This window comes from Acinetobacter sp. UBA801 (genome assembly GCA_002296655.1).
GTDB lineage: Bacteria > Pseudomonadota > Gammaproteobacteria > Pseudomonadales > Moraxellaceae > Acinetobacter.
Window position 1 is genome coordinate 1 of the sequence record DBIN01000017.1, and the last position, 15,648, is coordinate 15,648.

General features: G+C 42.7%; 12 protein-coding genes and 2 rRNA genes. 10 read left to right on the forward strand and 4 right to left on the reverse strand.

Annotated features, from left to right (window positions below):
• Both B2W49_RS02405 and rrf read left to right on the forward strand, forming a co-directional pair.
• Nucleotides 1-291 (forward strand): 23S ribosomal RNA (locus B2W49_RS02405); the annotation flags it as partial.
• Between the two features lie 228 nt (nt 292-519).
• A 5S ribosomal RNA gene (rrf, locus tag B2W49_RS02410) occupies nt 520-634 on the forward strand.
• 122 nt (nt 635-756) lie between these two features.
• Here the strand turns inward: rrf and B2W49_RS02415 are convergent.
• Nucleotides 757-1,440: a TIGR04219 family outer membrane beta-barrel protein gene (locus B2W49_RS02415; RefSeq protein WP_291334201.1), complete on the reverse strand. Its 684-nt coding sequence runs from the start codon at nt 1,438-1,440 to the stop codon at nt 757-759.
• A gap of 169 nt (nt 1,441-1,609) precedes the next feature.
• On the opposite strand from B2W49_RS02415, the gene B2W49_RS02420 reads away from it, so the two are divergent.
• The 3 genes from B2W49_RS02420 (at nt 1,610) to B2W49_RS02430 (ending at nt 5,216) form a co-directional block, all read left to right on the forward strand.
• Entirely contained in the window at nt 1,610-3,052 is a 1,443-nt protein-coding gene (locus B2W49_RS02420; protein WP_096902376.1) for an aldehyde dehydrogenase family protein, read from the forward strand.
• Nucleotides 3,053-3,619: 567 nt separating this feature from the next.
• Nucleotides 3,620-5,104, forward strand: coding sequence for a sodium-dependent transporter (locus B2W49_RS02425; protein WP_096902375.1), 1,485 nt, complete (start codon nt 3,620-3,622; stop codon nt 5,102-5,104).
• Between the two features lies 1 nt (nt 5,105).
• Nucleotides 5,106-5,216, forward strand: coding sequence for a methionine/alanine import family NSS transporter small subunit (locus tag B2W49_RS02430; protein WP_096902374.1), 111 nt, complete (start codon nt 5,106-5,108; stop codon nt 5,214-5,216).
• A 123-nt stretch (nt 5,217-5,339) separates the two neighbouring features.
• On the opposite strand, the gene rsmB is transcribed toward B2W49_RS02430, so the two are convergent.
• Nucleotides 5,340-6,647, reverse strand: a complete 1,308-nt coding sequence (gene rsmB / locus B2W49_RS02435; RefSeq protein ID WP_291334202.1) for a 16S rRNA (cytosine(967)-C(5))-methyltransferase RsmB — start codon at nt 6,645-6,647, stop codon at nt 5,340-5,342.
• On the reverse strand, nt 6,644-7,606 hold the full coding sequence (gene fmt / locus B2W49_RS02440; protein ID WP_291334203.1) for a methionyl-tRNA formyltransferase: 963 nt from the start codon (nt 7,604-7,606) through the stop codon (nt 6,644-6,646). The genes rsmB and fmt overlap by 4 nt, the downstream gene beginning before the upstream one ends.
• 375 nt (nt 7,607-7,981) lie before the next feature.
• On the opposite strand from fmt, the gene ilvD (B2W49_RS02445) reads away from it, so the two are divergent.
• From ilvD (B2W49_RS02445) to B2W49_RS02465, 5 genes are all read left to right on the forward strand, one after another.
• On the forward strand, nt 7,982-9,811 hold the full coding sequence (ilvD, locus tag B2W49_RS02445) for a dihydroxy-acid dehydratase (protein WP_291334204.1): 1,830 nt from the start codon (nt 7,982-7,984) through the stop codon (nt 9,809-9,811).
• A gap of 216 nt (nt 9,812-10,027) precedes the next feature.
• A complete protein-coding gene (ilvD, locus tag B2W49_RS02450; RefSeq protein WP_004970362.1) occupies nt 10,028-11,713 on the forward strand; it encodes a dihydroxy-acid dehydratase in 1,686 nt (561 codons plus the stop codon).
• 117 nt (nt 11,714-11,830) lie between these two features.
• Entirely contained in the window at nt 11,831-13,144 is a 1,314-nt protein-coding gene (locus B2W49_RS02455; RefSeq protein WP_291334205.1) for a hypothetical protein, read from the forward strand.
• Complete coding sequence (locus B2W49_RS02460; RefSeq protein ID WP_291334206.1) at nt 13,134-13,421, forward strand: chorismate mutase; 288 nt, start codon at nt 13,134-13,136, stop codon at nt 13,419-13,421. Before B2W49_RS02455 ends, B2W49_RS02460 begins: the two co-directional genes overlap by 11 nt.
• 318 nt (nt 13,422-13,739) lie before the next feature.
• Nucleotides 13,740-13,919 (forward strand): hypothetical protein, encoded by a 180-nt coding sequence (locus B2W49_RS02465; RefSeq protein ID WP_004970356.1) that lies wholly within the window; start codon nt 13,740-13,742, stop codon nt 13,917-13,919.
• Nucleotides 13,920-14,198: 279 nt separating this feature from the next.
• Here B2W49_RS02465 and B2W49_RS02470 read toward each other — a convergent pair whose 3' ends face one another.
• A complete protein-coding gene (locus B2W49_RS02470) occupies nt 14,199-15,497 on the reverse strand; it encodes a solute carrier family 23 protein (RefSeq protein ID WP_291334207.1) in 1,299 nt (432 codons plus the stop codon).
• Between the last annotated feature and the right edge of the window lie 151 nt (nt 15,498-15,648).

Below are 15,648 nucleotides of genomic sequence, written 5' to 3' on the forward strand. Positions count from 1 at the left end.
ATCTACCGTGGGCGCTGGAAATTTGAGAGGATCTGCTCCTAGTACGAGAGGACCAGAGTGGACGAACCTCTGGTGTACCGGTTGTGACGCCAGTCGCATCGCCGGGTAGCTATGTTCGGAAGGGATAACCGATGAAAGCATCTAAGCGGGAAGCCTACCTCAAGATAAGATTTCCCCGAGGCTTTATGCCTCCTAAAGAGCCGTTGAAGACTACGAAGTTGATAGGTTGGATGTGGAAGCATAGCGATATGTGAAGCTGACCAATACTAATTGCTCGTGAGGCTTGACTATACAACACCCAAGCAGTTGTTGTACGAACTTCGAAAGAAGTGAGGATCAATCGATTTCATATTGATCTAACGATCAAACAAAAACTTGATTTAGTGAACGCTAAACAATAAACTTCAGACCCAATAGCCAACCTGTTAATAACTCATTTGGAACCAAGTAAGGCATTACATGCAAAAGCATCAAGCAAAAGCAATGTAACTAAGACCCGAACAAGTCCATAACAGTTGTGCTGGCGACCATAGCAAGAGTGAACCACCTGATCCCTTCCCGAACTCAGAAGTGAAACCTCTTCGCGCTGATGGTAGTGTGGGATTACCCATGTGAGAGTAAGTCATCGCCAGCTCATTATTCAAACACCCTCAACAATCGTTGAGGGTGTTTTTTTATGGGGAAAGATAATATTAAGAAGAGTAAAAAGCCTTAAACATAATTTAAGTCTTTTAAACTTATATCAATATCAAATACTTAGAAATGTGCTTCTAAGCCTAAATATGGACCTTTAAACTCTAATTGAGTTTCCTGACTGGAATCTTGATTGAGCTTAATATCTAAAATGCGATAGCCTGCTTTTAAACCAACATCGACTAAAATGGAATCTATAAAGTTATATTTAATTTCTGCCTGAGCATCACTAACTTCATTATCGCTATTTTTGGCATAGTTGGCTTCGGCTTTGGCACTTAAACCCGTAAATGGTAATTTGACTGCTGCTTCTGCATATAGCATAGGTAAAGTTTCACTGACGTCTTGTGTCGAAAATAAATTCGATCTTAAGTCGCCTTCAAGTACTTTGGCACCAAATCCAACATCTGCGGCAACAATGTTATCTAAAATTTCATAATATAAAATGAAGTCTGAGTAATCTAAATCTAGTTGATTGATTTTGACACCAGCAGCGTTTTGCTCGCTTTCGGTCTGCAAATTGGCATGTTTAATTTTGGCATTGGGTAAAAATGGTACTGGATGTTCTACTGCCAAACTGAAGGGTATGGCAAAATCATCATCTAAGTTTGGCGATAACTGAGCCTGATTCCAGTCTGCACTATATTTCCAATAATCCACGCTGGCTTTTACCCCAATAATATCGGCATGCACCGCTGAACAACCAATTAAACTGCATGCTAAAGCAAAACGTTGTAATGTAAGCATATAAACCCTAGTATTTTGTCATCATCATTTGGGATGAATGGTGTGGTGTTGTATGTTCTCGTGACAAAAATCATGTGAAATATTGTCTAACTTAGCGCATCATACATTTTCTAGAATCAAATTCTTGTAAAAATATAGCCTAATTCGCGCCAAAAAAGAGGATTTCAGTATGCAAAATGTCCATCCACCTGTCGATTACCCGCTCTATCTTGCCAATAAAGCAGTAGAAACAGGGCAATGGTTAGCCGTTCAGCATAAATATTCTCAAAAATTATATGCACGTGTCGCACTTGCCGATGCAAAAAGTATTGAAAAAGCTATTCTTGCAGCCGTCAAAGCAGAAGCCGAAATGGCAAAATTACAGCCATTTCAGAAACAAAAAATTCTGCTGCAATGTGTGCAGCGTTTCCAAGAGATGCGCGAAGAATTGGTTGAAATTTTAATTGCTGAAGGTGGAAAGCCTCGTCTGGCCGCGATGGCAGAAGTCGAGCGTTTAATCAATACCTTTCAAATTGCGGCAGATGCGGTGTCGCAACTAGATGAAGGACGTATTTTACCGTTGGCGGTGACGGCTGCTGCTGCGAATTATCAAGGGATGGTTAAGCATGTACCCATTGGTGCCGTGTCTTTAATTAGTCCTTTTAATTTCCCATTGAATTTAACCGCACATAAAATTGCGCCCGCGATTGCTGCAGGTTGTCCTTTTGTATTAAAACCTGCTAGCGCCACGCCTATTTCAGCATTAAAAATAGCAGAAGTGTTGGCTGAAACAGATTTACCTAAAGGTGCGTTTTCGGTATTGCCTTGTGAGCGTGAACAAGCAGATGTTTTAGTGACCGATGACCGCTTTAAACTGCTCAGTTTTACTGGTTCAGATGTGGTGGGTTGGGATATGAAAGCCCGCGCAGGACGTAAAAAAGTAACGCTAGAGTTGGGCGGCAATGCAGCGGTGATGATTGAACCCGATACTGAACTGAATGATGCATTGATTCATCGCTTAATTGGTGGGGCGTATAATCATGCAGGGCAGGTGTGTATTAGTGTGCAACGTATTTTTGTGCATGCCGACGTATATGCTGAACTGAAAAAGAAACTTGTGAGTCAGCTCAAGCAAATTAAAGCAGCAGATCCTAATTTGGACAGCACTTTGGTCGGGCCAATGATTAAGGAAGCTGAAGCACAGCGCTTGAAAAAGTGGATTGATAAAGCGGTGAAAAAAGGCACAAAAATATTGGTAGGTGGCGAGCTGAAAGGTGTGATGTTTGAGCCGACTTTATTGGAACAGGTCGATCCAAACTTGGAGGTTTATAAAGATGAAGTTTTTGGCCCTGTTGCCATTTTGGAAAAATATTCATCTTTTGAGCAAGGGATTGCACGTATTAACCAAAGTCGTTTTGGTTTACAGGCGGGTATTTATACACAAAGCTTGGAAAAAATGCTTTACGCATGGGATCAGTTACAGGTCGGTGGGGTAATTATTAATGATATCCCATCTTTCCGCGTGGATAATATGCCTTATGGTGGTGTGAAAGATTCGGGTTTAGGGCGTGAGGGGATTCAATCTGCCATTCGGGATATGCAGGAAGAGCGTTTGTTGGTGATTAAGCGTTAAGTATTTGATCTGATCATGTATCGTCATCATCAGAGACAGAAAATGAGTTAACTCTGAATTTTGGGATGATTCACTACAGCGCTGTAGTTCAGTGAATTATAAGCTACAGCGTTAGTGTAAAATAGATGAAAAGTAAAATAACTCAAATAGCATCAAAATTGTATTCCAAATAGTTATATGACTTATAACCAAAAAATCAAGTCAAAATGGAGTGGAATTTGAACGCTTGATTAAAAAATGCATACAAAAAACATCTTTCCGAGCAGAATTTACAGAAAAATTTTTCAAAAATGAGTATTGTTAAGCCATACAAAAGCGCAATATTGGGCAAAGACTTTAAGCAAGATTTTCCGAATATTTCGCTGTTTGACCTTTAGAATTTGATGCTCAAAAGGTGTGACTCTAAAGCAAACACCCAGATTTTCATTTTTTTGCAGGATATTTTTTGAGTGCGCTAAATTACCGTTATATAAAGTAAATTTAAGCTAATGAAAAAGCAAATTATTTATATAAAAGGTCAGAATTAAAAAACAAGCAACAAAAAATAACCTGAAGTTTAGGTGTTCTATGACAGATTCTCGTGAGAGTTGGTCCGCACGATCAGGCTTTATTATCGCAGCTATTGGTTCTGCGGTCGGGTTGGGTAATATTTGGCGTTTCCCTTATGTTGCCTATGAAAATGGCGGCGGCGCATTTTTAATCCCTTATTTAATTGCGATCTTTGCCGCAGGTTTGCCATTGCTGTTTTTGGACTATGCAGTTGGGCATAAATACCGTAAAGCACCACCAACCGCTTATAAAAAGCTCATGAACAGTGAAGCATTGGGTTGGTGGCAGGTGATGGTGACTTTGCTGATTGGTATTTACTATGCCAGCGTATTGTCTTGGGCAGGCAGTTATATGTTCTATTCCATTGGTCAGCAATGGGGAACAGACACTGAAAAATTCTTTTTCACAAGCTACTTACAAAATGGTGAAGGTTTAGCCTTGGGTTTTGTACCCACCTTATTTATTGGCTTAGTCATCGTGTGGGCGGTAGTGATGTTCATTTTATATGGTGGTGTGAAAAAAGGGGTTGAGCTGTCAAATAAAATTTTTATACCACTTTTGCTGATTTTATTCTCTATTCTCGTGGTTCAAGCTTTACGTTTGCCTGGTGCAGTCGATGGCTTAAATGCCTTCTTTACGCCTAACTGGGAAGCGATGACGAACTATAAAGTATGGTTAGCTGCCTTTGGTCATATCTTCTTCTCGCTTTCAGTCGGGTTCGGGATTATGTTGACCTACTCATCATACCTAAAACGTAAAACTAACTTGACTGGTTCAGGCTTGGTGGTTGCACTCGCAAACTCATCTTTTGAAATTTTAGCGGGTATTGGTATTTTTGCTGCGCTTGGTTTTATGGCGTACAGCGCAGGTTCATCGGTAGATGAAGTGGTTTCGGGTGGTATTGGTTTAGCCTTTATTGCATTCCCAAAAATCATTTCTAGCTTGGGTGCAGGTGGCGATTTATTTGGCTTCTTATTCTTCGCTTCATTGACGGTTGCAGGAGTGACCTCAATGGTGAGTATTCTGCAAGTGCCGATTGCTGCGTTCCAAGACAAACTGGGTTGGTCGCGTAAGCGTGCAGTAACCATCATTGCGGGTGGTTCAGCTATAGTTTCAACCATTTTATTCTCTACCCACAGTGCGATTACTTTTGTCGACATCATTGACTACTTTGCCAACAACATTGGTATTGTCGGTGGTGGTTTATTGTCGATTATTTTGGTGACTTGGTTCCGACGTCCATTGCTCAAAGAATTGCAGCAACACGTTAACCAATACTCAAGTATTAAATTGGGTTGGGGCTGGAATTTCCTATTAACCATCGTGACACCACTTTCATTGCTCGTGGCTTTAGGTTTAACCCTAAAATCTATTTTTGCAGAAGGCTATGGGGGTTATCCATTACACATTTTACTTACCGTGGGTGGTGGTACCGTGGCGCTCTTTATTATTGGTGCGGTATTGCTTAGCCGCTTAAAAGATCAAGACGCAGCGGAGAAATAACATGAATACATCTGCATTGGTGATGTTGATTATTTCAACAGTGGTACTTTGGGGTGGTTTGGTTTTTGCGATGATTCACCTGATCAAAAACCCAGATGAACTTGAAGACTAAGTGTTTTGCTGAACAAGTGCGAAGCTTTAAGAGATTGCACCGTTTAAATAACCCTTGATTGATTCAAGGGTTATTTTATTGGAACGGCTATTCAATGAGAAGAATCGTTAAAACAAAAACAGCTTAGGCGGTTTTTTCAATACGACAATAATAAAAACCATCACCGCGTCCTTCTTGTGGCAATAATTGGCGTCCGTACAGTTGTGGAATGCCCCAATCTGCATCAATTTTGACTTCTTTGGCATTAAGATGTTCGGCAAAGAATTGCTGCATTTGCTGTTCATTTTCGGCTTTTAAAACCGAGCAGGTAATGTAAAGCAAGGTGCCGCCAACTTTGAGTTGCTGCCACATCTGCTGCAAAATCTGTTGCTGTAATGCTACCGTTTGCTGAATATCGCCAGATTGACGCAGCAAACGAATATCTGGATGACGACGCAAGACCCCAATTGCAGAGCATGGTGCATCCAATACAATACAGTCCACTGCTTCACTAGCGTTCCATGTGGTTGCATCGGCAGCCAAAATTTCGACTTGCGCTTCTTGATTCAGTTGCAGACGTTCTAGGTTTTCGCTGACACGTAACAGACGTTGGGCATCCTGATCCAAGGCAATCAATTTTTTAGGCTGAAATTTTTCGAGCAGATGTGCTGTTTTACCACCAGGGGCTGCGCAGGCATCGACCACGACTTTGCCATCTAAATTTGGCAAGAGCATCGCACACAGTTGGGCATGTTCGTCCTGTACGGAAAATACGCCTTCATCAAAACCAGGCAAGTCTGGAATGTGCACATTTTGCAGCATCACAATACCAACTGCAGATACGGTACAAGCTTCTGCAGCAATCTCTTGTTCCTGCAAAATTTCTAAATAGCCATCACGGCTAATTTGGCGTGTATTGACTCTTAAGGTTAGCGGCGCAGTTTGCTTTAAAGTGTGCGTCAGTTGTTCTAATTGTTCAGGCCAATCTTTTTTCAGGCGTTTATACAACCAACTTGGCAAACCATGCGCTTGCGCCAAAGCCGTTTGAAATTCGGATGTTTCACGTGAAACACGACGCAGAATCGCATTCACCACACCGCTGAGTGCTTGATAGCCCAATTGTTTGGCTGCAGTTACAGTTTCAGAAATTGCGGCATGACTGGCTACACGGGTACAAAGCACTTGATATAAGCCAACATATAAACAGGTTTCAACAGTTTCATTGTTGAGTGGTTTCACCAACAACGGCAAGGTAATGCTTTTTAGGGCATACCATTGACGCAAGGTGCCCAAAACCAGCTCATGAAACAAGGCACGGTCACGTTCTGCGACTTTGCTTAAATGTACAGTTAAAATGCTCGCCAATGATTGCCCTTGTTGTACGGCTAATAGCGTACGGATGACTTGGGCACGCAAGTTCAAATGTGAATTGCCTGATTCAGAATGGCTCATGCGAGAACTTGTCCTGTTTGAAGTTTTTGAGTTTGAATGATTTGCACGGGATTCAGCGGTTTAGCACCTGGCCATTGCAACGAACTTAAGCACACTGCTTGTTGATCGCCACAAGCGACGTGTACGCCTTGTTTGTCCAGTTTTAAAATTGTCCCTGCAGCTTTGCCCTGTGCAGATTCATCTGATAATGCTGAACCCCACACGCGTAAGTTTTGAGTGTCATCTAAAGGGATAAATGCCACAGGCCACGGGTTAAAGGCACGGATATTACGGTCAATTTCGGCTGCAGTTTGTGACCAGTTAATTTGCGCTTCGGCTTTGGTCAGTTTGTGTGCATACACCGTTAAGGCTTCATCTTGCACTTCACGCCTAGCCAAATAGTCTTGTAATTTTTGTTCTGAAGCCAATACTTCAACAATCGCTTCGGCACCTTGCTGCGCCAGTTTGTCATGTAAGGTGGCTGAAGTGTCTGCTGCAGTAATTGGGCACAAGGTTTTATACAACATATCGCCCGTATCTAAACCTGCGGCCATTTTCATAATGGTGATGCCTGTTTCGGTATCACCTGTGGCAATGGCACGCTGAATCGGCGCTGCACCGCGCCAACGTGGCAATAAAGAACCGTGAATATTCAAGCAGCCATATTTAGGCGTATCTAAAACCACTTGTGGCAAGATTAAACCATAGGCTGCAACCACCATCACATCGGCTTTCAATGCAGCCAATTCTTGTTGGGCCGCCAGACCTTCTTCAGTAGATGATTTAAAATGCAAAGGTTGATAGACAGGAAGATCGTGTTGTAGTGCCAATTGCTTCACCGCAGATGCTGTGAGTTTTTGTCCGCGTCCTGCTTTACGATCAGGCTGAGTGTAAACCGCGACAATCTCATGTTCGGTGTTCAGGAGTGCTGCCAAAGCGCTTGCAGCAAATTCAGGCGTACCTGCAAAAACGATTTTCAATGGAAATCAACCCATATTTTTAGATGACGCGCCAATTATAGCAAATTGCGGCCCAAAGGTCGGAACGGGTTGTAACAAATCCAACTTGTCGCTGTGCTGCGCTGTAAATTATTATGATAAAAATGAGTTATGCAAAATTTAAAAATTATTCATGAAAGTTTTGTATTGAATTCAGTATGATCAACAGGGTGCTGTGGGTTTTCGTCACTTTTTATCCATCATAAAGTCGGTAAAGCAGCAGCCTTACTACCTCAAGCTGTAGTAAAATAGAAAGATTCTTAAACTGTTTTGCAGTGATACAGATCTTGCAAACAGTATTATTTCGCCAGAATGAATTTCAGATTCATTTCAGCACAACCAAGTTGGAACTTTATAATGCCTGACTATCGTTCAAAAACATCGACACACGGAAGAAATATGGCGGGTGCACGCGGCTTATGGCGTGCAACGGGTATGAAAGATGAAGATTTCGGTAAGCCGATTATTGCGGTGGTCAACTCATTTACCCAATTTGTACCTGGCCATGTGCATTTAAAAGACCTCGGTCAAATGGTGGCAGAGCAAATTCAGGCCGCAGGTGGTGTTGCCAAAGAATTTAACACCATTGCTGTAGATGACGGGATTGCCATGGGCCATGACGGCATGTTGTATTCATTGCCATCACGTGACTTGATTGCCGACTCGGTAGAATACATGGTCAGCGCGCACTGTGCCGATGCTATGGTGTGTATCTCCAACTGTGACAAAATTACCCCAGGGATGCTGATGGCTGCCATGCGCCTAAACATTCCAGTGGTGTTTGTATCTGGCGGCCCTATGGAAGCAGGTAAAGTCAAAATTCGTGGCAAGGAACACGCGATTGACTTGATTGATGCGATGATTGTGGCGGCAGATGACAACTATACCGATGAAGAAGTCGCTGAATATGAGCGCTCAGCATGTCCAACTTGTGGTTCATGCTCAGGGATGTTCACTGCGAATTCAATGAACTGCTTAACAGAAGCTCTAGGTTTATCTTTACCAGGCAACGGCTCAATTGTGGCAACCCATGCCAACCGTAAAAAACTGTTTGATAAAGCAGGTCAGTTGATTGTGGAATTGGCTAAACGCCATTATGAACAAGACGACTACAGCGTATTGCCACGTTCAATTGCAACCAAAGCATCTTATGAAAATGCCATGACATTGGATATTGCCATGGGTGGTTCAACCAACACCGTATTGCACTTGTTGGCGGCTGCCAATGAAGCAGGTGTGGATTTCACCATGGATGATATTGACCGTCTATCACGCAAAGTACCTGTATTGTGTAAAGTTGCACCTGCAAAACAAGACGTTCACATGGAAGATGTACACCGTGCGGGCGGCATTATGTCTATTTTAGGTGAGCTGGATCGTGCAGGTTTATTGGACACTTCTGTAGGTACGGTTCACGAAGCAACATTAAAAGATGCTTTAGATAAATGGGACATTATTCGTACCGAAAATGAAGACGTTTACCAGTTCTTCCGCTCTGCACCGGGCGGCGTACCAACCCAGACTGCATTCTCACAAGACCGTTACTATTCACGTTTAGATGGTGACCGTGACAATGGTGTAATTCGTAATGCAGAACACGCCTTCTCTAAAGATGGTGGTTTGGCGGTACTTTACGGCAACATCGCTTTGGATGGCTGTATTGTCAAAACTGCAGGGGTGGATGATTCCATTTTAAAATTCAACGGCACAGCTCGTGTTTTTGAAAGTCAGGATGCTGCCGTAGACGCGATTTTGGGCGGTAAAATTACAGCGGGGGATGTGGTGGTGATTCGCTACGAAGGCCCACGTGGTGGCCCAGGTATGCAAGAAATGCTATACCCAACCAGCTATTTAAAATCGAAAGGTTTAGGCAAAGAATGTGCCTTACTGACCGATGGTCGTTTCTCGGGTGGTTCTTCAGGTCTTTCAATTGGTCACGTTTCTCCAGAAGCAGCTGAAGGTGGTGCGATTGGTTTGGTTGAAGATGGTGACCGTATCGAAATTGATATTCCAAACCGTAGCATTCACTTGGCGGTAGATGACGCAACGATGGCAGCACGTCGTGAAGCGCAAGAAGCCAAAGGTTGGCATCCTGCAGAAGAACGTCCACGTAAAATTTCCAAAGCGTTGAAAGCCTATGCCATGCACACCACCAGTGCGGCAAAAGGTGCGGTACGTGAAATCTAAGCAGTACTTAGCAATTTAAGCTGCCACAAAAAGCACTCCGAAATTGGGGTGCTTTTTTATGTGTTTGCAATGAGTAATGTCAGTGTTGCAACAAATTTGAGCAATAAAATTAGGCAGGCATTTTCGTTTACATCCTGCCTGCTTTCGATACAATGAAAATAAAATAAATCGTCATGATGAGCACGTCATTTCACCCATCTTGCTAAGGAATCAGCTATGAGTAAACAGAATATCCGCGAACATTCAGCCGAAGTCTATGAAGGCATTGAAAATGCACCTGCACGCTCCATGATGCGTGCGGTGGGTTTTAAGGATGAAGATTTTACTCGTCCATTTATTGGCATTGCATCGACTTGGGCCAATGTCACACCATGTAATATGCATATTGATGGCTTGGCGCGTGAAGCGGAAACAGGCGTGAATCAAGCGGGTGGTAAAGGCATTATTTTCAATACCATCACCATTTCAGACGGTATTTCAAACGGCACCGAAGGCATGAAATATTCACTGGTTTCACGTGAAATCATTGCCGACTCAATTGAAGCCGTGGTGGGTTGTCAGGCCTATGATGGTGTGATTGCCATTGGTGGCTGTGATAAAAACATGCCGGGTTGCATTATGGGACTGGCGCGTTTAAATCGTCCGGGCTTGTTTGTTTATGGCGGCACCATTAAACCGGGTGCAGGACATACCGATATTATTTCGGTGTTTGAAGCCGTGGGTCAGCATGCCAAAGGGGAAATTAACGAAATTCAGGTCAAACAGATTGAAGAAGTGGCTTTGCCGGGTGCAGGTTCGTGTGGTGGCATGTACACCGCGAACTCTATGGCATCGGCCATTGAAGCATTGGGCATGAGTTTACCAGGGTCTTCGGCACAAGAAGCGGTTTCTCAAGACAAAATGGATGATTGCCAACGTGCAGGCGAAGCAGTCATGAATCTGTTACGTCTGGATATTAAACCACGTGACATTATGACCAAATCTGCCTTTGAAAATGCCATTAAAGTATTGATTGCTTTGGGTGGGTCGACCAATGGTGTGTTGCATTTAATTGCCATGGCGCATTCTGCAGGGGTTGAACTCACACTCGATGATTTCGTGCGTATTGGTCAGGAAACCCCAGTGGTGGCCGATGTACGTCCATCGGGCAAGTATTTAATGTCGGAGCTGATTGCCATTGGCGGAATTCAGCCGTTGATGAAGCGCATGCTAGATGCAGGCATGCTCGATGGTTCTTGTTTAACGGTTACAGGTAAAACTTTGGCAGAAAACTTGGCCGATGTTGCCGATTATCCTGAAGGTCAGCAAATTATTTTACCGTTTGATGCGCCAATCAAAAAAGATTCACACTTGGTGGTGTTAAAAGGCAATTTATCGCCTACGGGTGCAGTGGCAAAAATTACAGGCAAAGAAGGCTTGTATTTTGAAGGGCCTGCACGCGTCTTTGAAGGTGAAATTGGTGCGATGCGCGGCATTTTAGATGGCGAAGTGCAAGAAGGTGAAGTGGTGGTGATTCGCGGTGAAGGCCCTAAAGGTGGCCCAGGTATGCCAGAAATGCTGAAACCAACTTCTGCAATTATTGGCAAGGGCTTGGGTAACTCAGTAGCGTTAATTACCGATGGACGTTTTTCGGGCGGTAGTCATGGTTTTGTGATTGGGCATGTGACCCCAGAAGCATATGAAGGCGGGCCAATTGGTCTGGTGAAAAATGGTGATAAAATTTCGATTAATGCTGAAACCCGCGAAATGACTTGGCATGTGTCAGAAGAGGAAATGGCAGCACGTAAAGCGGCATGGGTCAAACCAAAGCCAAACTATACCCACGGTGCATTGGCGAAATTTGCTAAATTGGCATCGGGTGCAGAAAAAGGTGCAGTGACTGATCTGAATTTAGAGGTCTAATTGCTCATTTTTATATGAATTGATATAAATCCATGTGTACTATTGAAAGACGAGCGCACATGATTTGCATGTGGCTTGTCCCTAAACCACAAGGATTTTCTTTTAGAGGCTGATCTCATGTCACTGTTACGCCGTTGGTTCGATCCGATCCGATCGAGTTGGTTTTATCAAAAACCATCTCGGCAATCGGTGTTGTCCACGGAACACGGACTGAGTGTGTATTTACGTCTAGATGATGTATATAGCTATTTGGCGGTACAGCAGTTACCGCAATTAGAAGATATTCTGGCCGATGAGTTAAAACCTTTAACCGTAGTGATTTCGCGGCAAAGTGGCGATGCACCGAACCAAATGTCGGCTGCAGAATGGCAAAATTACTGTATTCAAGATGCAAAAATTCTTGCCAAACAACACCGTTTTAGTTTTCATGATACCCCTGAACCACCGACTGCAGAAGCTTTAATGCAGGCAGAAACCATTTTGCGGCATACGCCGTTACGTGGTCAGGATTTCTTGTATTTACTCGAAGATGTGTTCCACATGCTATGGCAAAAGCAGTCGGGTAAATTACGCACCTTATATGCCATGGCCAGCCGTCATCATCAAATTCAGGATTTTCCTGAACGGGTTTTTAATGATGCACCTGTATTGGCCAGTTATTTTGAGTTTGGTGGACGTAAATATCATGCAGTCGATGATTTATTGCGTCTGACCCGCCGTTTAAAACAACAAAAATTACTGACCGATAATCCTATTTTCTTGATCAATCATATTGAATGGTGTGAACATTTAATTAGTGATGCCGAAGAACTCAATGAAATTCAGGCGCTTGACCCTGAATTGGACTTATACATCGCACTGGAAGACCCGATTTCTTGGTTGTTATTGGCGTATATCAAAGAAGAATTGGCCGCCTATTACAATATTCATTTGAATGTGTATCCATTGTCCTATCATGGGCGTGACTATTTTGACTGGAGTTTGGCAACACGTTTATCTAAACGTACCGATGTTGCGTTTACGCCGTTTTGCCGACCCACCGAGCAAGCGACCTATCAAATGGCACAACTGTATTACAGTGTGCCTGAAGAACAGCGTGTCGATGCCATATATCGTATTTTGCAGGCGGTATGGACAAGGGGACAGGATTTATCCTTTAAAGCGCATTTTGAGCGTATGCAGCGTGAACTCGAGTTAGATCAACTGACCACAGCGGATGTGACTGAGTTGCTCAAAGAAAATGATATGCTGTGTGAAATGAAATCTCAGCCCGATTTTCCTGTGTTGGAATTGCGTATAGATGGGCAAAGCTACGTGTTTAATAGCTTATATCGGGTATGGATGATTGAAAGTATTTTCAGTAATGTGTTAGAAGAAAAGTATAAGATTGAAACCGAAACTGAAAGTGTAGCCCAAGCCCATGAACAATGAAAAAGTAAAATCATTACAACAAGCACGTGAAAAAATAGACCAAATTGATGTGGATTTAATCGAATTGATTGCATCGCGTCAGTTTTATGTCGATCAGGCCTTGCGCCATAAACAGACTTTGGAAGATGTACAGTCGCCACAGCGCGTGAAAGAAGTGATTGAAAAAGTCCGTGCTTTGGCTGTGCAACATGCAGTCGATCCAGACATGGTCGAGCGTTTATATCACGATATGATTCATCATTTTATTCAGCGTGAATTAAAAGAATTTCGTCCTTAACGGGTCTTCTCCATATGTTTGGGTGATGCTTCAAACGCAGCCCAAACTTTATATTTACGCGGCAATACTGCGTATTTGTATGCCATCATGGTGTTTAAAGCATAATTTTTAAAAATAATTTGCCTATTTTTTTTGCTTGCAGCTTTAAGCGAAAAGCCTTGCCTGTCTTGACTTTGCCAGCTTTTTATAAAGTTTTGGTAAAAAAAAGAATATGAATTTATTACATTTTTTAACGATGTAAGTTTGCTTTATTTTAAAAAGTATATATATTGTATATACATCTTTTGCAAAGCAGTCTTTATTTTGGAGAGATCAGCAATGAACGAGCAAATCAAAAAAATAAAGACAGGCAAGAAAGATGGACAACTTTTAATTCGTATTAATAGTACTGAACGTGATGAATTTATTCGTTTATGTGAAGAACTTGATACTAGTGCTGCTCGTGAATTAAGAAAATTTATTCGTAGTTTTGTGAAACAACACAATGGCAACGAATAGCCTTACTAAGGAGTAATACCATGGCTAAGCAAGTTAAATCTTTGAAGCAAAAAATCAAAGCACGTTTGAAAAAGATTTCAAAACATAAAGGCAAATTGAAGCAACTTAAGCAAGAGCTTAAAAAACAGAAATAAGCCACAGCAAAAGCATGATCTCTTAAAAGCGGTTTATTCTAGACAGACCGTTTGAGCTAAAAAAGACCGAACAATCATTGTTGTTCGGTCTTTTTGCATTGCTTTGGCATCTGCTTAGGTTACAGCAGATGACAGCAGGTTCTGATTAGGATGGATCACGCAAACTAAAGAACCAGTTTAGGAACAAGGCCGCAAAAGTTGCTGTACCAATCCCGCCCAAGTTAAAGCTGGCTAGTTGCAGCGCAAAGTCGCCCGTTCCTAAAATAATGGTCACGGCAGCCACCATCAAGTTTTTGTTTTTAGAAAAATCGACTTTGTTTTCAATCCAGATTTTTGCGCCAGCAATGGTAATCAAGCCAAAGACCACAATAGAAGCACCCGTTAAAATGGCGGTAGGAATGGTGTGAATAATCGCGCCAAATTTGGGTGAAAGCCCAAGGAAAATTGCAAAGACCCCCGCCACCACAAAAATAATTGTGGAATACACGCGGGTAACAGCCATGACCCCAATATTTTCACCATAAGTGGTCATACCTGGTGCACCGACACCACCTGCGAGTGTTGTGGCAACACCATCTGCCACAAAGGCTTTACCAATGTGTGGATCAAGGTTTTCACCTGTCATGGCACCTACTGCTTTAATGTGTCCCAAGTTCTCTGCCACCAAAATGAACGCAATTGGGGCAATAATCAGCATGGCATTCAGATCAAATACAGGCGCGTGAAAGTCTGGAACACCAAACCACGCGGCTTGCTGAATTGGTGCGAAGTTAATTGGCGTACCCCAACCCATGACATTGGTGACCACAAAATAGATCAGATATGACATGAGTAAGCCAATTAAAAGCAAGAGGCGTTGAAGTAAACCTTTGGTAAATACGGCAATCATGCCCATACACAGCACAGTCACCAATGCCATCCACATATTAAATGGATTGCCTGCAACGGCTTTGACCGTGACTGGGGCAAGGTTTAAACCAATGATCATCACCACTGCACCTGTCACCACAGGTGGCATCAATTTTTCAATCCAACGGGTGCCTGTGGCCATCACCAAAAAGCCAATCAGGGCATATAAAATACCGCAGGCAATAATCCCGCCTGCCGCGACCCCAATATTGGCATTTAAACCACCTGCTGCACCTGCATAGCCTGTGGCAGCAATCACTACCCCAATAAAGGCAAAGCTCGAACCTAAATAACTTGGAACGCGCCCACCTGTCATGAAAAAGAATAGGATGGTACAAATCCCTGACATTAAAATGGCAAGGTTCGGGTCAAAGCCCATTAAGAAAGGTGCAAGTACCGTAGCACCAAACATGGCAAACGCGTGTTGTATCCCCAATACAACGGTTTGTGCAGGCGGTAGATACTCATTGGTCCCTACAGGACGCGCATCAATGCTGCCTTCATAAGGGCGCCATTTGGGAAACCAATTGGACATAAAGTGAGCACTCAAAAGCTAAATTGAGCACATCATACCCTTGTATTGCATAAATTTTTTAAAAATTTTGCGAAGAAACTGACCAGCTGCTTATTTTTAGAATTAAATTTTACTATTTGTTAAAAATTACATTTAATATAAATAAGTAATT